This window comes from Nonomuraea sp. NPDC050328, assembly GCF_044459405.1.
GTDB lineage: Bacteria > Actinomycetota > Actinomycetes > Streptosporangiales > Streptosporangiaceae > Nonomuraea.
In genome coordinates this window covers 237,656-257,079 of sequence record NZ_JBITIW010000008.1, presented here as the reverse complement: position 1 = coordinate 257,079, position 19,424 = coordinate 237,656, and the positions used below count along the sequence as shown (strand labels likewise).

Here is a 19,424-nt window from a genome sequence, read left to right as displayed (position 1 = left end):
CTCCTCCCCGCAGGAGACCCGGCCGTCCGTTCGTCAGCCCTGCTCGGCCGGTTCGCCGAGCTGATCGGGGGCCGCGGGCTCGGCGGCCGGGGCGCCGGCGGCCAGGGAGCCGCCCACCGCGCCGATGGTGTGCGTCAGGCGCATGCCCGACCCGTCGCGCCGCCCGATCTCCTCCGGCAGCGGGATCGGCTTGCCGGTCGCCGAGACCGCCTTGGCCGGCGCGGGACCCGCCCAGGCCAGCAACAACACGTCCTCGCCCTTCAGGAACCGCTGCGCCCGCACCCCGCCGGTCGCCCGGCCCTTGGGCGGGAACTCGGCGTAGTCGGAGACCTTGCCGCCGCCGACCTGCGTGCCCGGCAGCGCGGTGGAGGACCCGGCGACCGTGACGACCTGGGCCGGCCGGGCCGGATCGACGACACCGAACCAGACCACCCGGGCGTCCCCGTCGAGCCGGATGCCGGCCATGCCGCCCGCCGGCCGCCCCTGGGGGCGCACGACGGAGGCGGGGTACCGCAGCAGTTGCGCGTCGGAGGAGATGAACACCAGGTCGTGCTCCTCCGACTCCAGCTCGACCGCGCCGACGACGGTGTCGCCGTCCTTGAGGGTGATCACCTCGAAGTCGTCCCGGTTGACCGGATACTCGGGCACCACCCGCTTGATCACGCCTTGGGCGGTGCCGAGGGCGAGGCCCGGCCCGGCCGGGTCGAGCGAGCCGAGCCCGACGACCTTCTCCTCCGGGGCGAGCACCACGTACTCCGAGACCGGATGCCCGCCCGACAACGACGGCGGGTTGGCCGACGGCGGCAGGATGGGCAGGTCGAGCACCGAGACCCGGATCACCCGGCCCAGCGAGGTGACCACGCCGACCTCGGCCCGCGCGGTGGTGCGCACCGCGGCGACCAGCACGTCGTGGGCCGACCGCTCGCCCTCCCCGGCCAGCGGCGAGGCGTCGGAGGTGCGGGCCAGCAGACCGGTCGAGGACAGCAGCACCAGGCACGGGTCGTCGGCCACCTCCAGGGTGACCGTGGCCGAGCGCGTCACGCCGGAGGCCTCCAGCAGGACCGTGCGGCGCGGCGTGCCGTACTTCTTGCCCACCTCGGCCAGCTCGCCGGAGACGACCTCGCGCAGCTTGGCGTCGGAGGACAGGATCGCGGTGAGCGCCGCGATCTCCTCGCTGAGCTGCGCCTTCTCGCTGTCGAGCTCCAGCTTGTCGTACTTGGTGAGCCGGCGCAGCGGGGTGTCGAGGATGTAGGCGGCCTGGATCTCCGACAGGTCGAAGACCTCCATGAGGCGCGTGCGCGCCTGCGCGGAGTCGTCGCTGGAGCGGATGACCTGGATGACCTCGTCGATGTTGAGCAGCGCGACGATGAGGCCGTCGACCAGGTGGAGGCGCTCCTCGCGCTTGCGGCGCCGGAACTCGCTGCGCCGCCGGACGACCTCCAGCCGGTGCTGGACGTAGACCTGGAGCAGCTCGCGCAGGCCCAGCGTGCGGGGCTCGCCGTCGACGAGGGCGACGTTGTTGATGCCGAAGGTCTCCTCCATCGGCGTCAGCCGGTAGAGCTCCTCCAGCACCGCCTCGGGCACGAAGCCGTTCTTGATCTCGATGACCAGGCGCAGGCCCTTGTGCCGGTCGGTGAGGTCCTTCAGATCGGCGATGCCCTGGAGCTTCTTGGCGTTGACCAGCTCCTTGATCTTCGTGACGACGCGCTCGGGGCCCACGTTGTAGGGCAGCTCGGTCACCACGATGCCGCGCCGGCGCGGGGTGATCTGCTCGATCGCGCACTTGGCACGCATGCGGAAGGTGCCGCGCCCGGTCTCGTAGGCGTCGCGGACGCCTTCGAGGCCGATGATCGTGCCGCCGGTCGGCAGATCGGGGCCCGGGACGTAACGCATCAGCTCGTCGAGCGTGGCGTCGGGCTTCTTGATCAGGTGGCGGGCGGCCGCGACGACCTCGACGAGGTTGTGCGGCGCCATGTTGGTCGCCATGCCCACCGCGATGCCGGTCGTGCCGTTGACCAGCAGGTTGGGGAAGGCGGACGGCAGGACCGTGGGCTCGGTCTCCTGGCCGTCGTAGTTGGGCTTGAAGTCGACCGTGTCCTCGTGGATGGACTCGGTCATCAGCATGGCCGCCTGGGCCAGCCGCGCCTCGGTGTACCGCATCGCGGCGGGCAGGTCGTCGGGCGAGCCGAAGTTGCCGTGCCCGTCGACCATGGGCAGCCGCATGGAGAACGGCTGGGCCATCCGGACGAGCGCGTCGTAGATCGCGCTGTCGCCGTGTGGATGGAGTTTGCCCATCACGTCGCCCACCACGCGCGAGGACTTGACGTGGCCCCGGTCGGGGCGCAGGCCCATCTCGCTCATCGAGTAGAGGATGCGGCGCTGCACCGGCTTGAGACCGTCGCGCGCGTCGGGCAGGGCCCGCTGGTAGATCACCGAGTAGGCGTACTCGAGGAAGCTGGTGCGCATCTCGGAGGAGACGTCGATGTCGACGATCCGCTCCTCGAAATCCTCGGGCGGGGGTGTGGTGGTGCGTCGGGCCATGTCGAACATTGTGCCGAAGAATTGGCGGTGCCCGCGACCGCCGGAGCATTATGTACGGCTTGCGCCGCCTGTCACCCCCGGCTCACCCCCGCGCGCCGGGCCACGGGCCGGGCGTGGGGCCCTCGGGACGGTCGCCCGGTTCGTTGAGCTTCTCCTGGTAGACGCGGAAGCCACGGGCCCGGTAGTTCGCCAGCGCGTGCGGCCCGTCCAGCGTGCAGGTGTGCAGCCAGACGCGGCGTGTTCCGGGCAGGCCGGGCCAGCGCGAGGCCAGGTCCCAGGCGCGTGCCGTACCGGTGTGCAGCAGGTGGCCGCCGAGCCCCTGGCCGATGGCCCAGGGGAGCAGGCCGAAGCTGGTGATCTCCACCTCGCCCTCCGGGTGCGCCTCCAACTCGGCGAAACCGGCGGGGGTGCCGCGGTGCCAGGCCACCCAGGTCTCGAAGCCGGGCCGCTCCAGCAGGGCGGTCCAGCGGCCGTAGCTCCAGGCCAGCCGGTCGGTCCAGTGCCAGTCGCCGCCGACGGCGGTGTAGAGGAAGCGGCTGAACTCGGGGTTCGGGATCTCGGCCCGCACCACCTCGATCTCCAGGCGGGGCGGCTTGGCCGCGACCAGGTCGCCGGGGGAGGTCTGCTCCAGGTACCAGGTGGTGACGTCCATGGCCCTCATCCTAATCTTGACCAAGCAATTGCTTGGTAATAGCGTCGGTGCATGATTGAGTTCCATCCCGTGACCAAGCACATCGGCGCCGAGGTCACCGGCGTCGACCTGCGCAAACCGCTGTCGGCCGAGGAAGTGGCGACCCTGCGTGCGGGGTGGCTCCGGCACCTGGTGCTGTTCTTCCGCGACCAGCACATCGACGACGAGCAGCACCTGCAGTTCGCGCTCAACTTCGGCACCCTCAACCACCCGGCCTTCAAGAAGGACTCCGCCAGTCCCATCCACGTGCTCGACCAGACCGACCCCAAGGGCGAGGGCGGCGACGAGTGGCACAGCGACAACACCTTCGAGCCCACCCCGCCCATGGGGTCGCTGCTGAGGTGCGTGCAGTTGCCGAGCGTGGGCGGCGACACCTGCTGGGCCAACACCTACCTGGCCTACGAGTCGCTCTCCAAGCCGCTCCAGCGGCTGTGCGACGAGCTGACCGCGGTCCACGACATCACCGCCTCGATGAAGAAGGCGATCTCCAAGGGACACCCCTTCGTCCTGGAGGAGATCCAGGCCAGGTGGCCGCCGATCGAGCGGCCCGTGGTGCGTGTGCACGCCGAGACCGGGCGCAAGGCCTTGTTCGTCAACCGGGCCTCGACCACCCGGCTGGTGGGGCTGAGCGACCGGGAGAACGAGGCGCTGCTGCCGATGCTCATCGACCACATCCGCTCGCCGGAGTTCCAGTGCCGGCTGCAGTGGCGGCCCGGCACGCTGGCGTTCTGGGACAACCGGCCCACCCAGCACTACGCGGTGGCCGACTACACCGAGCGGCGGCGCATGCACCGGGTGACGGTCAACGCCTTCCCGGAGCATCAGGATCGGTGAGCCCCTGCTAGATTCCCGAATTAGGAAAGTTTCCTAACGTCTGGAATCTTGGAGTGCCACTGTGAAACTCGCCGTTGTCGGAGGCGGCTCGACCTACACCCCCGAGCTGATCGACGGGTTCGCGCGCCTGCGCGACGACCTGCCCCTCACCGAGATCGCCCTCATCGACCCCGACGCCGAGCGCCTCGACCTGGTCGCCGGCGTCGCCCGCCGGATGCTGGCCAAGGCCGGGCATCCGGCGAAGGTCGTCGCCACCGCCGACGTCGCGGCCGGCGTCAAGGACGCCCAGGCCGTGCTGTTCCAGCTCCGCGTCGGCGGCCAGGCCGCCCGCAACGTCGACGAGACCCTCCCGCTGCAGTGCGGCTGCGTCGGGCAGGAGACCACCGGCGCCGGCGGCCTGGCCAAGGCCCTGCGCACCGTCCCGCTCGTGCTGGAGCTGGCCGAGCAGGTGCGCACGCACGCCCCCGACGCCTGGATCGTCGACTTCACCAACCCGGTCGGCATCGTCACCCGCGCCCTGCTCGACGCCGGCCACCGCGCCATCGGCCTGTGCAACGTCGCCATCGGCTTCCAGCGCCGCTTCGCCGCCCGCCTCGGCCTCACCCCCGAGCAGGTCCAGCTCGGCCACGTCGGGCTGAACCACCTCACCTGGGAGCGGGCCGTCTACGTCGACGGCGAGAACGTGCTGCCCAAGCTCCTGGCCGACAGCGCCCAGGAGATCGCCGACGACCTCAAGCTGCCGGTCGAGCTGATCACCCGGCTCCAGGTCGTGCCCTCCTACTACCTGCGCTACTTCTACGCCCACGACCTCGTGGTCGAGGAGCAGAAGTCGGCTCCCTCGCGCGCCGCCGAGGTGGCCGCGATGGAGGAGGAGCTGCTCAAGCTCTACGCCGACCCGGCCGTCGACACCAAGCCCGAGCTGCTCGGCAAGCGCGGCGGCGCCTTCTACTCCGAGGCCGCCGTGGCGCTGATCGCCTCGCTGCTCGGCGACCGCGGCGACGTGCAGGTGGTCAACACCCGCAACAACGGCACGCTGCCCTTCCTCGCCGACGACGCGGTCATCGAGGTGCCCGCGAAGATCACCGCGACCGGCGCCGTCCCGCTGCCGGTCGAGCCGGTCGAGCCGCTGTACGCGGGCCTCATCGCGGCCGTCTCCGCCTACGAGGAGCTGGCCCTGGAAGCCGCGCGGTACGGCGGAGCCGACCGGGTGCGCAACGCCCTGCTGGCCCACCCCCTCGTCGGGCAGGAGGCGATCGCCGCCGAGCTGACCGGCCTGCTGCTGGAGGCGAACGGGAAGTACCTGAAGTGGTGAGGCTGCTGGCCGTCGACGGCGGCAACAGCAAGACCGACGTGCTGCTCCTGGACTCCTCCGGCGAGATCCTCGCGCGCGGCCGGGGCGGCCCGTTCGTCCCGCAGAGCGAGGGCGTCCAGGCCGCCGCCGACGTCATCGACGGCGTCGTGCGGCAGGTGATGGGCCTGACCGAGCCGGTGGAGCAGCTCGTCGCCTTCCTCGCCGGGGCCGACCTGCCGGAAGAGGAGGAGGCCCTGGCCGCCGAGATCGGCTCGCGCGGCCTGGCCGGCGAGGTTGTCGTGCGCAACGACACCTTCGCCCTGCTGCGGGCCGGCGCGTCCGGCCCGTGGGGTGTGGCCGTGGTGTGCGGCGCGGGCATCAACGCGGTCGGCGTCGCACCCGGCGGCGAGACGGCGCGGTTCCTGTCCCTCGGGCCGATCAGCGGCGACTGGGGCGGCGGGCAGGGCCTGTCGGGGGAGACCCTCTGGCACGCCATCCGCGCCGAGGACGGCCGCGGCGAGCCGACCGAGCTGGCCGAGCTGGTCAAGACCCACTTCGGCGCGGCCAGCGTCGAGGAGGTCGTGCTGGACGTGCACTTCGGCCGGCTCGACCGGGACCGGCTCCTGGAGCTGACCCCGGGGCTGTTCAAGGTGGCCGCCGGGGGCGACCCGATCGCCCTCGGGCTGGTGCGGCGGATGGCCGACGAGGTCGTCGCCATGGCCGGGGTCTGCCTGCGGCGGCTCGGCCTGCTCGGTGAGCCGGTCGAGGTGGTGCTCGGGGGAGGGGTGCTGCGGGCTCGTGACCCGTTGCTCACCTCGCTGCTCGACGAGCGCTTCGCCGAGGCCGCGCCGCTGGCCCGGCAGGTCGTGGCCGAACTGCCGCCGATCGCCGGGGCCGCCCTGGCGGCGCTCGACCGGATCGGGGCGACGGAGCAGGCCAAGGCCCGCCTCCGCGCCCAGTTCTGAGCCGCACGACCAGGTGAGGCCGGCGCCCGGGCCAAGGAGGGGACCCGGGCCCGCCCGCCCTTTCTCCCTTTCCGTGGGGAGCTCTTGACGCCGCTCGACCTGCCCTCCTAGAGTCAGCCGCTAACCGTCTGGAAAGTATCCAGACGGTTAGCGCTCAGGAGGAGCCATGTCCCCCAACCGCCGCGACGTCCTGCGCGGGCTCGGTCTCGCCGCGCTGGCCGCCCCCCTCGCCGCCTGCGCGACCGCCAGCCGTACCGCGACTCCTGCCGCCACCGCCACGGCCGCCGCGACGTCGGCGGCCAACCCGCTCGGCGTCCAGGCCGCCGCCCCGCTCGAAGTGGTCATCTTCAGCGGCGGCAACGGCGACAAGTACGCCGTGGACCTGCACGAGGCCGCCTACAGCAAGGCCTACCCGAACGCCAGGATCAAGCACGTCGCCACCCAGAAGGTCGGCACGCAGCTCCGCCCGCGCTTCATCGCCGGCGACGTCCCCGACGTGGTCAACAACTCCGGCCCCGAGGCCCTCGACCTGCAGGCCCTCGTCCAGGAAGGCCACCTCGCCGACCTCACCCCGCTGTTCGAGGCCCCCTCGCTCGCCTTCCCCGACAAGAAGGTCAAGGACACCCTCGTCGGCGGCGTCTACGAGAACTCCCTGATCGACGGCGTCCCCCGGGTGCTGCAGTACACCGTCGCCCACCGCGCCCTCTGGTACAACGCCAAGCTGTTCGAGGCCAAGGGCTGGACGGCGCCCAAGACCTGGGCCGAGTTCAACGCCCTCGGCGAGGAGGCGAAGAAGGCGGGCATCGCCCTGTTCGCCTACCCCGGCCAGGTCGGCCCCTTCTACCAGCTCTGGAACCTCGTCTACAGCGCCGCCAAGATCGGTGGCAACCAGGTCATCCTCGACATCGACAACCTGGCCGACGGCGCCTGGACCGCCGACCCGGTACGGCAGGCCGTGGCCGCCTGGGCGCAGATCCAGAAGGACTTCGGCGACAAGGCCTACTTCGGCCTCGACCACACCCAGACCCAGATCAAGCACCTGCAGGACAAGGTCCTGTTCTACCCGTGCGGCTCCTGGCTGGAGAACGAGATGGCCAAGGACCGGCCGGACACCTTCGAGTACGCCATCGCCCCGGTCCCCAGCATCACCGCCGCCGACGCCCTGCCGTACGAAGCGATCTTCGTCGGCGTGTCCGAGGCCTTCTTCGTCGGCGCCAAGGGCAAGAACCCGCAGGGCGGCCTGGAGTACCTGCGGATGATGCTCTCCCGGGAGGGCGCACGCGGCTACACCGAGCTCACCAAGAACCTCACCGTGGTCAACGGCGTGGTCGACGGCCTCCAGCTCACCTCGGCGGTCAACAGCGCCGCCAAGGCCCAGGAGGCGGCCGGCCGCGACACGATCACCGACGCCCGCTTCGAGACCTGGTACAAGGAGCTGTTCGACCACGCCCAGACCCAGACCAACTCGGTCATGGCCGGACGCAGCACCCCCGAGCAGTTCTGCGCGAACATGCAGAAGAAGGCCGACGAGCTCAAGAACGACCCGGCGATCGCCAAGCAGACCCGGAGCGTCTGACCGATGCGGCGGCACGGCTTCGTCGCGGGGTTCCTGATCCTCCCCGTCGCGCTCTACCTCGTCTTCGTGATCAGCCCGTACGCGCAGGCGTTCCAGATCGCGCTGACCGACTGGCGGGGCGTGTCGGCCGGGCTCCACTACGTCGGGCTCGACAACTTCCAGCGGCTGTTCGGCAACGACGCCTTCTGGCAGGCGATCCGCAACCACGTGGTCCTGCTCGTCGCCATGCCGCTGGCCACCATCGCCCTGGCCCTGGTCTTCGCCTACCTGCTCAACGCGCAGGGCGGGGTCAGGGGCTCGGGCTTCTACCGGGTCGTCTTCTTCCTGCCGCAGGTGCTCGCGGTCGCGGTGGTGGGCGTGCTGTTCAAGGCCGTCTACCGGCCCGACTCCAGCGGCGTGCTCAACGGCGCGCTGATGAAGGTCGGGCTGGAGCCGGTCGGGTGGCTGACCGACCAGCGGCTGGCGCTCTGGTCGATCATCGCGGTGATGGTGTGGCAGGCCGTCGGCTTCTACATGGTGCTCTTCTCCGCGGGCATGGCGGCCATCCCGAAGGACGTCTTCGAGGCGGCGTCGCTCGACGGCGCGGGCCGGCTGACCCTGTTCTTCCGGATCACGCTGCCGCTGATCCGGGACACCGTCCAGGTCGGCTGGATCTACCTCGGCATCGCCGCCTTCGACGCCTTCGCCCTGGTCAACGTGCTCTCCATCGAGCAGGGCGGCCCCGACGGCGCGACCACGGTGCTGGCCACCGAGATCTACAAGAACGCCTTCGGCTACTCGCGCTTCGGCTACGCCTCGGCGATGGGCGTGGCGCTGTTCTTCCTGACCCTCACCTTCGCCGCGGTGACGATGCGGGTCACCAGGCGAGAGAGGATCGTGTACTGATGCGCCGCAGGCTCTTCGGCGGCCTGTCCCAGGCCGTGCTGGTGGTGTGGGCGCTGCTGATCATCGGCCCGCTGATCTGGACGCTGCTGGCCTCCTTCAAGAGCAACGCCGAGATCTTCGGCGACGCCCTGCAACTGCCGGGCGAGCTGCGCTGGGACAACTGGCTGCGCGCCTGGGAGAAGGCGAACGTCGGCACCTACCTGCTGAACACGGTGGTCGTGGTGTTCTTCGGGGTGCTCGGCACGATGCTGCTCAGCTCGATGGCCGCCTACGTGCTGGCGCGCTACCGCTTCCCCGGCAACCGGGCGATCTACTTCCTGTTCGTCTCCGGCATGGCCTTCCCGGTCTTCCTGGCGCTGGTCCCGCTCTTCTTCGTGGTCGACGGGCTCGGGCTGCTCGACTCGCACGTGGGGCTGGTGCTGGTCTACATCGCCTACTCGCTGCCGTTCACCGTCTTCTTCCTGACCTCCTTCTTCCGCGGCCTGCCGGACGCGGTCGCGGAGGCGGCGATGATGGACGGCGCCTCGCACACCCGCACGTTCTTCCAGATCATGCTGCCCATGGCCAAGCCCGGACTGGTCAGCCTGACGATCTTCAACGTGCTCGGCCAGTGGAACCAGTACCTCCTGCCGCTGGTGCTCCTGCCCGGCGACAAGAGCAAGTGGGTCATCACCCAGGGCATCGCCGACATCTCCACCATCGCGGGCTACGAGGCCGACTGGCCCGCCCTGTTCGCCGCCCTGAGCATGACGGTCCTGCCGGTCGTGGTCGCCTATATCGTCTTCCAGCGACACATCCAGTCCGGGCTGACCTCAGGAGCCGTGAAGTAAGCATGTCCACCGGGAATCCCACGGTCTTCCGCACCCTCAACGAGCGCGCCGCCCTCGAACTGCTGCTGCGCCACGGCACCCTCACCCGCGCCGAGCTGGAGCTGCACACCGGCCTGTCCAAGGCGTCGGCCGCCGAGGTGCTGCGCCGCCTGGAGAACGGCGGGCTGGCCCGCAAGGCCGGCACCAAGCCGGGCAACGCCGGTCCGGCCGCGCAGATGTGGGAGCTGGAGGGCGGCGCCGCGCTCGTCGCCGGAGCCGACCTGACCGCCGACGCCGTGGAGGTCGCGGTCGCCGACCTGACCGGCACGGTCCTCGGCCGGCACCGCGCCCAGGCCCCCGGGCCCGGGGCCGACGCCGTGGAGTTCCTGACCGCCGCCGTCGCCGCGGCCGCCGCCGAGGCCGGACTCGGGTTCGACGACCTCGACCAGATCGTGCTCGGCGTGCCGGGCATCGTCGAGTCCGGCGGGCAGCGGCTCAGCCAGGCGGTCCAGCTCTCCGGCTGGTCCCACCTCGACGACCTGGCCGACCTGCGCGACGCGCTCGGCGCCGAACGTTTCCGGCTGGAGAACGACGTCAACCTCGTGGCCATCCGCGAGCTGGCCGACCGCGAGGGCCAGAGCTTCGTCCTGCTCTGGATCGGCGGCGGCGTCGGCGCGGGCGCCGTGCTCGACGGCTCGCTCTGGCGGGGCGTCACCGGGCGTGGCGGCGAGGTCGGCTCGGTGATCGTGCCGGACCCGGTCGGCCGCGGGCGGCTCTACGGACCCGAGGGCGGGCCGCTCGGCGCCCTGCTCGGCGCCGCCCCGCTGGCCGCCCTCGCCGCCGCCCACGGCCTCTCCGCCACACCGGCCGCCTCCCTGGCCGAGGTGGCCGCCCTCCTGCGCGAGGACTCCACGGAATCCTTCCTTGACGATGTCGCGGCGCGGGTCGCGGTCGCCGTGACCGCCGCCGTCGGCGTGCTCGACCCGGGCTGCGTCGTGCTGAGCGGCCCCCTCTGCGTGGCCGGCGGCGAACCCCTGCGCGCCCGCGTCGCCGCACTGCTCGCCCCCACCGGCCTGGCCCCGGTCACCGTGACCGTGGGCCGCGCCGGCGGCGGCAGCGTGCTCGAAGGCGCCGTCCGCTACGCCCTCGATCTGGCCCGCGAGCGGGTCTTCCAAGCCGGTACGGCAGGCCGTACCGGCGAGCAAATCCCCTGACGAAAGCTGAGACATGTTGCGCACCCTGGTGATCGCCGCCCATCCCGACGAGCCCGAGATCTACGCCGGCGGCACCGCCGCCCTGCTGGCCCGGGCCGGACACGCGGTGAAGTTCCTGACTCTCACCAACGGTGACGCCGGGCACCACGAGATGGAACGAGCCCCCCTGGCCCGCCGCCGCGCCGAGGAGGCCTGGCGGGCGGCCGACGCGCTCGGCGTGACCACCTACGAGATCTTCGACGACGTGCACGACGGCTTCCTCGAACCCACGGTGGACCTGCGGCTGCGCGTCCTGCGGGAGATCCGCGGCTGGCGGCCCGACCTGGTGGTCGCGCTGCACGCCGACGGCGGCGGCCACCCCGACAACCGCGCGGCCGGCAAGCTCGCCGGACAGGCGGTGGAGTTCTCCACCACCCGCAACGTCGAGTGCGGCAAGCCGGCCCTGGACCGGCAGCCGGTCTGCCTGCTGATGACCGACTACGTCTCGCGGCCCGTCCACCGGGACGACGTCGTGGTGGACGTCGCCCCGGTGCTGGAGGCCAAGCTCGACGCCTGCCTGGCGCACGCCTCGCAGTTCCTGGAGTACGCGCCGTTCCAGCGCGGGCTGCTGGCCAAGGTGCCCGACGCCGCCGACGTGGCGGCCTGCCGTACCTTCGTCAGCGAGCACTGGGCCGAGCACATCGGGCCGGAGACCTTCCAGCTCGCCCCGTACGGCCGGCGGCCGGCCGAGGGCGAACTGCTCGACCTCCTGCCCTTCGCCACGCTCCGAGCCCGCTGACCTCCGGGCGCAGGGTCGCCCCCAGGCCCGCCGGCCTGGCCGGGCGCCGCGCCCGGCGTCAGGCCGCGCGGCCTCGGCGGCGGGCGACCAGGCGCAGCCCCACCCCGGCGGCGATCAGCCCCACGGCCCCGGCCACGCCCAGCGCCACCGGCGCACCGGTCATGGGCAGCACGTCCCCGTGCGGCCGGTGCCTGGGTCCGTCACCCGCATGCCCGCGCTTTCCCGGCCCGTCGGTTGACGGGCCGGGCTCGCTGGACGTGGGCCGCGGCGTCGGCGAACCGGAAGGCGAGGGCGTCGGCGACGGGCTGGGAGCCGGCCCGTCGATCTCGGTGCTCACGCACTCCGCCCCCCGGCCGCCCCGGTTCGCGGTGGTCGTCGTGCCCACCGCGCAGTTGCGGATCACGTCCCCGTCGCCTCCCGAACTCACCCGCACGCCGAAGGTGAGCGTCCTGCTCTCGCCCGGCGCCAGATCGCCCACCGAACACCGGACCGTCCCCCCGGCCAGCGCGCACCCCGGCGGCAGGTCCGCCACGGTGAGCTTGCCGTCGACCAGGTCGGTGACCACCACGTTCTCCGCCGTGGCGTCACCGTCGTTGGCGATGACGACCGTGTACTCGTAGGTGTCACCGGGCCGGGCGACCGCCGGACCGCTCTTGTCCAGGTCGAGGTCGGGCTCGCCGCCCGTGATCGGGGGTGGCGGCTGCACGACGGTCGACACGCAGGAGACGTTGTTGCCGGTCTCGTTCTCGCGGCTGCCGGTGTAGACCGTGGCGCAGTTGTCGATCTGCGTCCCCCCGGGCGCCCGCACCCGGACGGTGAAGGTGAACTCCCGCCGCTCGCCGGGCTTGAGCCTGCCCAGCGGGCACGACACCGTCAGGCCGCTCGCGGGGCACTCGGCCGGCAGGTCGACGATCTCGGTGAGGTTGCCGTCGGTCGGGTCCTGGACCGTCACGTCCACCGCGTCCGAGGGGCCGTGGTTGACCACGACCACGGTGTAGGTGATCGTGCCGTCCTGCTCGACCGTGGCCGGGCCCGACTTGGTGATCTCCACGTCGGTGACCGTCCGGGTCTGCGAGATGAGCTGCCCCGTGGCGGGGGCGGTGTTCGAGCCGTCCGCGGTGAAGCCGTTGCGCAGGTTGGTGCCGTCGGCGAGGGCGGAGTCCACGGTGACCGGGATGCTCAGCGTCAGCTCGCCGCCGGGCGGGATGGCCGTGCCTGGGCCGCCGCAGGTCACCGTCTGCCCGCTCGCCGTACAGCCGGCGGGCAGCGCGCCCGGTGTCAGGTTCGGGTCGAGGGTGTCGGTGACGACCACGTCCGTGGCCGGCGTGTCGCCGGTGTTGCGCACGGTCAGGGTGTAGACCGACTCCGCTCCGATGATCATCGGGTCGGGCGACACGGTCTTGGTGACCTGGAGCTGGGCCGCCCGCGCGCCCCCGCCGAACGGCAGGACCGACAGGGCCAGCACCACCAGGATCGCGACAGTCATGAACCGACTCTCCGACCCGCCTGACCTGCGACGATGGAACGACACAGGGGCAGGCGACAGCTTTTCCCAGCCTTGGCCGGGGCGAAGCGTCGGTCAGACCTGGTAACAAAGGAGCCATGGACGAAGCGGCGCTGATGCGCGAGGAGGCCGAGGAGCGGCTGAGGGCCCTGGCGGGCGAGCACGCCCGGCTCCGGGACGACCAGTGGAACGCCATCGCGGCCCTGGTCATGGAGCGCCGCCGGGTGCTCGTGGTGCAGCGCACCGGCTGGGGCAAGTCGGCGGTCTACTTCGTGGCCACCGGCCTGCTGCGCGACCTCGGCGAGGGGCCCACGGTCATCGTCTCGCCCCTGCTGGCGCTGATGCGCAACCAGATCGCCGCCGCCGAGCGGGCCGGCATCCGCGCGGTGACCATCAACTCGGCCAACCCCGAGGACTGGGCCCGCGTCTACGAGCAGGTCGCCGAGGGCCTGGTCGACGTGCTGCTGGTCAGCCCCGAACGGCTCAACAACCCCGACTTCCGCGACAACGTCCTGCCCGAACTGGCCGAGAGCGCCGGCCTCGTCGTGGTCGACGAGGCGCACTGCATCTCCGACTGGGGCCACGACTTCCGGCCCGACTACCGCCGGCTGGCGCGGCTGTTCGAGGAGCTGCCGCCGGGCATCCCGGTGCTGGCCACGACCGCGACCGCCAACGCCCGCGTCACCCACGACGTCGCCGAGCAGATGGGCGAGGACACCCTGGTCCTGCGCGGGCCGCTGGAGCGCGACAGTCTCCACCTCAGCGTCGTACGGCCCGCCAGCGCCGAGCAGCGGCTGGCCTGGCTCGCCCAGACCCTCGACGAGCTGCCGGGCTCCGGCATCGTCTACACCCTGACCGTGGCCGCCGCCCAGGAGATCGCCGCCTACCTGCGCGACAAGGGCCACGAGGTGCGCGCCTACTCCGGGCAGACCGACCCCGCCGAACGGCTGGAGGCCGAGGAGGCGCTGCTCGCCAACAAGATCAAGGCGCTGGTGGCCACCAGCGCGCTCGGCATGGGCTTCGACAAGCCCGACCTGGGCTTCGTCATCCACGTCGGCGCCCCGCAGTCCCCGGTCGCCTACTACCAGCAGGTCGGCCGGGCCGGCCGCGGCGTCGAGCGGGCCGAGGTCATCCTGCTGCCCGGCGCGGAGGACAAGGAGATCTGGGCCTACTTCGGCTCCCTCGCCTTCCCGCCCGAACCCCAGGTCCGCGCCACGCTGGCCGCGCTCGAAGGAGGTGTGCTGTCCACCCAGGCCCTCGAGAGCCGCGTCGACCTGAGCCGCACCCGCCTGGAGATGATGCTCAAGGTCCTCGACGTGGACGGCGCGGTCCGCCGGGTCAAGGGCGGCTGGGAGTCCACCGGCGAACCGTGGTCCTACGACGCCGACCGCTACGCCCGCGTGGCCGAGGCCCGGCGGAGCGAGCAGGAGGCCATGCTCGGCTACCTCACCACCACCGGCTGCCGGGAGGAGTACCTCCGCCGCTGCCTCGACGACGACGCCGCCACCGCCTGCGGGCGCTGCGACAACTGCACCGGCGCCCACCGCAGCGCCGACGTGCGGGCCGAGGCGCTCGACGACGCCCGCGAGCGGCTGTCCAGGCCCGGCATCGAGATCGAGGCCCGCCGGCAGTGGCCCACCGGGCTGGCCGACCTGTCCGGACGGATCAAGCCCGAGCTCGGCGCCCAGCCCGGGCGGGCGCTCGGGCGGCTGACCGACATCGGCTGGGGCAACCGGCTGCGCGACCTCTTCAGCCAGCCCGACGGGCCGCTGCCCGACGAGGTCTTCCAGGGCGTGGTGCAGGTGCTCAAGACCTGGGGGTGGGCCGAGCGGCCGGTCGCGGTGGTCTCGCTGCCCTCCGGCTCCCGGCCGCAGCTCGTCCGCAGCCTGGCCGAGCGGCTGGCCCAGATCGGGCGGCTCGACTACCTCGGCGAGCTGGGCTACCGCGCCGGGTCGCCGGGGAGCCAGTTCAACAGCGCCAAGCGGGTGCAGGCCATCCGCGCCACCCTGGCCATGCCGCGCGAGCTCGGGGGGCGGATCGCGGCTTGCGGCGGGCCGGTGCTGCTGGTGGACGACCGGATCGACACCGGCTGGACCATGACCCTGGCCACCGCCCTCGTCCGCCACGCCGGCGCCCCCGCCGTCCTCCCCCTGGCTTTGGCCGCCACCTCCTAACCGCAGCCCTACCTGGGCGGGGGCCGCTCCTTGGGACCCACCCAAGATGTACGGCTAGCCGCCCCGGCCACCGGGGCTGCGGGCCGTACAGACGACCGCATCGGGGGCGCGCGCCCGAGCGGGACGCGGGCCGTACAGGGGGCCGGGTCTGGGCGGGCCGCCCGAGCGCGCCGGGCAGGTGGGGGAGTGGGTGGAGTGGTCAAGGCCGCCAGCAGACGGACAGCGGCAGCCGAGGGCCGGTTCACCCAACCAAGCCGCACCGGCCGCACCGACCGGGCCAACCCGGCCAACCGGAAAGAGGCTGGGCCGGTTAGAGGCGCGCCGGTTAGAGGCTGGTCCGGTTACTGGCCGGTCCGGTTAGAGGTCGGGGCGGTTAGAGGCGGGGGCGGGCGCCGAGGTGGCTGATGGCCTGGGCGGCGAGGTGGCAGCCGGCGGCCAGCGACTCCGCCGGCGGCTTGCCGGCCAGCCAAGGCGGCAGCATCCCGGCCACGAAGGCGTCACCCGCACCGGTGCCGTCGACCACCCGGTCCACGGGCACGGCCGGAACCTTCACCGGCTCGCTACGCCCGTTGGTGAACCAGAGCGCCCCGTCCTTGTTGAGCTTGATCACAACCTGCGGGAACCAGGCGGTCAGCACCTTGGCCGCCGCAGCCGGGTCGTCCCGGCCGGTGAGCAGCTTGGCCTGGTCGGCGTTGGCGAAGAGCAGCTTGGCGCCGTTGGTCCACTCGAGGTACGGCTCGGCGCCGATGCGCTCCAGCGGCGCGGTGGAGGCGCAGTCGACCGAGATGGACATCCCACCCCGCCGAGCCATGTCCAGCGCCGCGAACCCGGCCTCACGTGAGCCCTCGTTCATCAGCGTGTAGCCGGACAAGTGCAGATGACTGCCCTGGGTGAACAGGTCACGCGGCAGGTCCTCGGGGGAGAGCGCCGCGTTGGCCCCGGGGTCGGACAGCTGCGTGCGCTCGCCCTTGTGCGTCACCAGCACCACGCAGGTGCCGGTGGGGCGTTCGGGGTCCATGACGAGCCGGGCGTCGACGCCGTAGCCCATCAGTTCCATGTCGCGGTTACGCCCGGTGATGTCGGCGCCACGACGGCCGATGAAGGCCACCTCCGCGCCCTCGACCGCGAGCCACGAGGCGACGTTGGCGCCGGAGCCGCCGCCGTGCATCGTGACCGTGGCGGGAGTGTCACTGGCGCGGGCGAGGGCATAACGGGCGCGCGCCAGCGCGTCGGTCATGAGATCGCCCACCACGACGACCCGCGTCATGATGCCACCACCTTGCTGCCTTCAGAACGAGCCCGGCCTTGGCGAAGAACCTATCGTCGCCAAGGCAAAAAGTAACAGCTTCCCGGCGGCTCGTGGGGGAGAGAGCCAGTTCGGCGATGCAGTCGATGCACAAGCGTTGCCCAGCGGAGGCGCACGTGAGGCACGGGACTACGCTCGAGACTGTGGAGGCACCGCACAGCCCTTACCCCGCCCACTGGGAGGCGGACGTCGTCCTGACCGACGGCGGGACCGCGCATGTCCGCCCGATCCGCCCGGAGGACGCCGGCCTCTTGCGCGCCTTCTACTCCCGGCTGTCGGACGAGTCGATCTATTTCCGTTTCTTCGGTCCCCGCCCCAAGCTGAGCGACCGCGAGGTGGAGTGGTTCACCAACGTGGACTACACCGGCCGCGTCGCGCTGATCGCCACGATCGGCACCGAGATGGTGGCGGTCATCCGCTACGACCGGATCGATCCGGGGGAGGCGGAGGTCGCCTTCCTGGTCGAGGACGCCCATCAGGGCCGGGGCGTGGCCAGCGTGCTCCTGGAGCACCTCGCCGCCACCGCCAGGGAGAACGGCATCGAGCACTTCGTCGCCGACGTGCTGCCGGCCAACATGAAGATGATGGCCGTGCTGCGCCAGGCCGGTTACACCGCGCAGAGCCGGTTCGCCGACGGCGTGGTCCGCATGACGCTCGACCTCACGCCCACCGAGACCTCCGCCGAGGTGACCGCCGCCCGCGAGCACCGCGCCGAGGCCCGGTCCATCGCCCGGCTGCTGTCGCCCGGCTCGGTCGCGGTCATCGGCGCCTCGCGCGAGCCCCGTGGGGTCGGCCAGACCGTGCTGCGCAACCTGCTGGCAGCCGACTTCACGGGCCCGGTCTACCCGGTCCACCGCGAGGTGCGCGCGGTCGCCGGGGTGCGGGCCTACCCGAGCGTCACCGCGATCGACGACGAGGTGGACCTCGCCGTCGTGGCCGTCCCCGCCGACAGCGTCATCGACGTGGTCAAGGAGTGCGCCGAGAAGGGGGTGCACGGCCTGGTCGTGGTCTCCTCCGGCTTCGGCGAGACCGGTGCGGCCGGCAAGGCCCGCCAGGACGAGCTGGCCAGCCTCGCCCGCGCGTACGGCCTGCGCGTGGTCGGCCCCAACTGCCTGGGCATCGCCAACACCGACCCGGCGGTCCGGCTCAACGCCACCCTGGCCGCCACCGTTCCCGGCCGTGGCCGGGTCGGCTTCTTCAGCCAGTCCGGCGCGCTCGGCACCGCGTTGCTCCAGCGGGTGGCGCAGCGCGGCATGGGCATCTCGTCCTTCGTCAGCGCCGGCAACCGGGCCGACGTCTCCGGCAACGACCTGCTGCAGTACTGGGAGGAGGACCCGGCCACCGAGGTCATCCTCCTCTACCTGGAGTCGCTCGGTAATCCGCGCAAGTTCACCCGGCTGGCCAGGCGCATCTCGCAGAGCAAACCGATCGTGGTGGTCAAGAGCCTCGGCGCGCCCAAGTCCCACTCCGGCACCGAGCTGGGCCTGCCCGACTCGGCGATCAGCTCGCTGTTCGAGCAGTCCGGCGTGATCCGGGTGGACGACCTCATCCAGCTCTTCGACGTCGGTCAGCTCCTGGCGCACCAGCCGCTGCCGCGCGGGCCGCGCGTGGGCCTGGTGACCAACTCGGACGCCATGGGCCACCTCGCGGTGGACTCCTGCCTGGGCGCCGGGCTGGAGCCGGGCCGCCCGGTCAACCTGGGGGCCGCCGCCGGGGCACAGGAGTACGGCAGCGCCCTGGCCGGCCTGCTCGGCTCCGGCGAGGTCGACTCCGCGGTGGTGATCTACATGCCGCCCGTGCCCGGCGGCAGCGACGCGGTCGCCGCCGAGCTGGCCCGGGTCGCGGCCGACAGCGGCAAGCCGGTCGTGGCCACCTTCGAGGGCTACCTCGGCATGCATCCCGCGCTCGCGCCCATCCCCTCCTACGCCGCGCCCGAGGAGGCCGTGCGCGCGCTGGCCCGCGCGACCGCCTACGCCGCCTGGCGCGACCGGCCCGCCGACTACCCGCCCGAGCTGGACGACCTCGACCCCGAGCGCGCCCGCGCCCTCGTCGAGGCCGCCCTCGAAGACCCTGCTCCCGGCGACTCTGCTCCCGGCCACGCTGCTCCCGGCGGCTCCGCTTCTGGCGATCCGGGGGACCGCTCCGGGCGGGCCGACGCGCCCGAACGCCGGGTGGAGCTCGACCCCACCGACCTGCTCGCCTGCTACGGCCTGTCGGTCTGGCCGTCCGAGCCGGTCTCCTCGCCCGAGGAGGCCGCCTTCGAGGCCGAGCGCATGGGCTGGCCGGTCGTGCTCAAGCTGACCGGCCCCGGCGCCTCCCGCCAGGCCGGCACCGTACGGCTCGGCCTGTCCGGCCCGGAGAGCGTGCGCCACGCCTACGAGGAGTTCGTCGCCCGCTTCGGCCCCGACGCCCCGCTCGCCGTCCAGCGCATGGCCCCGCAGCCGGCCGTACCGACCGTGGTCAGCGTGGTGGAGGACCCCGCCTTCGGCCCGGTCGTCTCCTTCGGCCTCGGCGAGGTCACCGCCCGGCTGCTCGGCGACGAGAGCTTCCGCCTGGCCCCCCTGACCCGCCAGGACGCCGCAGAACTGGTCCGCTCCGTGCGCGCCGCGCCGCTGCTCCTGGGCGAGTACGGTTACCCCCCGGTCGCGGTCGGGGCGCTGGAGGACCTGCTCGTCCGCGTCGCCCGCCTGGCGCACGACCTGCCCGAACTGGCCCGCCTCGACCTCGACCAGGTGCTCGTCGGCGAGTCCGAGACGATCGTGCTCGGCGCGCGGGCGGTCCTGGCCACCCCCGACGCCCCGCGCCTCGACGGGGGGCCACGCCGCCTGTTGTGATCCCGCGGCAGTGTGAGACGAG

The 19,424-nt window shown here is 72.5% G+C and carries 14 protein-coding genes; 10 read left to right on the top strand and 4 right to left on the bottom strand.

The features are described 5' to 3' along the window. Positions 1-33: 33 nt before the first annotated feature. On the bottom strand, positions 34-2,550 hold the full coding sequence (locus ACIBG7_RS28785; protein WP_357921862.1) for a DNA topoisomerase IV subunit A: 2,517 nt from the start codon (positions 2,548-2,550) through the stop codon (positions 34-36). Between the two features lie 73 nt (positions 2,551-2,623). Beyond that, a complete protein-coding gene (locus ACIBG7_RS28780) occupies positions 2,624-3,193 on the bottom strand; it encodes a GNAT family N-acetyltransferase (RefSeq protein ID WP_397338260.1) in 570 nt (189 codons plus the stop codon). 51 nt (positions 3,194-3,244) lie between these two features. On the opposite strand from ACIBG7_RS28780, the gene ACIBG7_RS28775 reads away from it, so the two are divergent. From ACIBG7_RS28775 to ACIBG7_RS28740, 8 genes are all read left to right on the top strand, one after another. Beyond that, positions 3,245-4,066: a TauD/TfdA dioxygenase family protein gene (locus ACIBG7_RS28775; RefSeq protein ID WP_397338259.1), complete on the top strand. Its 822-nt coding sequence runs from the start codon at positions 3,245-3,247 to the stop codon at positions 4,064-4,066. Between the two features lie 61 nt (positions 4,067-4,127). Then, on the top strand, positions 4,128-5,378 hold the full coding sequence (locus ACIBG7_RS28770; protein WP_397338258.1) for a 6-phospho-beta-glucosidase: 1,251 nt from the start codon (positions 4,128-4,130) through the stop codon (positions 5,376-5,378). Then, on the top strand, positions 5,372-6,322 hold the full coding sequence (locus ACIBG7_RS28765; protein WP_357921850.1) for a BadF/BadG/BcrA/BcrD ATPase family protein: 951 nt from the start codon (positions 5,372-5,374) through the stop codon (positions 6,320-6,322). The genes ACIBG7_RS28770 and ACIBG7_RS28765 overlap by 7 nt, the downstream gene beginning before the upstream one ends. Before the next feature lie 166 nt (positions 6,323-6,488). Beyond that, the gene (gene ngcE / locus ACIBG7_RS28760; RefSeq protein ID WP_397338257.1) at positions 6,489-7,898 is read left to right on the top strand and encodes an N-acetylglucosamine/diacetylchitobiose ABC transporter substrate-binding protein; all 1,410 of its coding nucleotides are present in this window, start codon (positions 6,489-6,491) and stop codon (positions 7,896-7,898) included. 3 nt (positions 7,899-7,901) lie between these two features. After that, entirely contained in the window at positions 7,902-8,783 is an 882-nt protein-coding gene (locus ACIBG7_RS28755) for a carbohydrate ABC transporter permease (protein ID WP_397338256.1), read from the top strand. Then, positions 8,783-9,613 carry a carbohydrate ABC transporter permease gene (locus ACIBG7_RS28750; RefSeq protein ID WP_357921842.1) on the top strand — a complete coding sequence of 277 codons (831 nt, stop codon included), beginning with the start codon at positions 8,783-8,785 and terminating at the stop codon, positions 9,611-9,613. The genes ACIBG7_RS28755 and ACIBG7_RS28750 overlap by 1 nt, the downstream gene beginning before the upstream one ends. 2 nt (positions 9,614-9,615) lie before the next feature. Then, the gene (locus tag ACIBG7_RS28745; RefSeq protein ID WP_397338255.1) at positions 9,616-10,806 is read left to right on the top strand and encodes an ROK family transcriptional regulator; all 1,191 of its coding nucleotides are present in this window, start codon (positions 9,616-9,618) and stop codon (positions 10,804-10,806) included. Positions 10,807-10,819: 13 nt separating this feature from the next. Continuing rightward, positions 10,820-11,584, top strand: coding sequence for a PIG-L deacetylase family protein (locus ACIBG7_RS28740; RefSeq protein WP_357921836.1), 765 nt, complete (start codon positions 10,820-10,822; stop codon positions 11,582-11,584). A 58-nt stretch (positions 11,585-11,642) separates the two neighbouring features. Here the strand turns inward: ACIBG7_RS28740 and ACIBG7_RS28735 are convergent, their stop codons facing one another. After that, positions 11,643-13,070: a CARDB domain-containing protein gene (locus ACIBG7_RS28735; RefSeq protein WP_357921834.1), complete on the bottom strand. Its 1,428-nt coding sequence runs from the start codon at positions 13,068-13,070 to the stop codon at positions 11,643-11,645. A gap of 116 nt (positions 13,071-13,186) precedes the next feature. On the opposite strand from ACIBG7_RS28735, the gene ACIBG7_RS28730 reads away from it, so the two are divergent. Then, entirely contained in the window at positions 13,187-15,262 is a 2,076-nt protein-coding gene (locus ACIBG7_RS28730) for a RecQ family ATP-dependent DNA helicase (protein WP_357921832.1), read from the top strand. 373 nt (positions 15,263-15,635) lie between these two features. Here ACIBG7_RS28730 and ACIBG7_RS28725 read toward each other — a convergent pair whose 3' ends face one another. Then, the gene (locus ACIBG7_RS28725; RefSeq protein ID WP_357921829.1) at positions 15,636-16,529 is read right to left on the bottom strand and encodes a sugar kinase; all 894 of its coding nucleotides are present in this window, start codon (positions 16,527-16,529) and stop codon (positions 15,636-15,638) included. A gap of 125 nt (positions 16,530-16,654) precedes the next feature. On the opposite strand from ACIBG7_RS28725, the gene ACIBG7_RS28720 reads away from it, so the two are divergent. Beyond that, positions 16,655-19,402, top strand: a complete 2,748-nt coding sequence (locus tag ACIBG7_RS28720) for a GNAT family N-acetyltransferase (protein ID WP_397338362.1) — start codon at positions 16,655-16,657, stop codon at positions 19,400-19,402. The last annotated feature ends 22 nt before the right edge of the window (positions 19,403-19,424 follow it).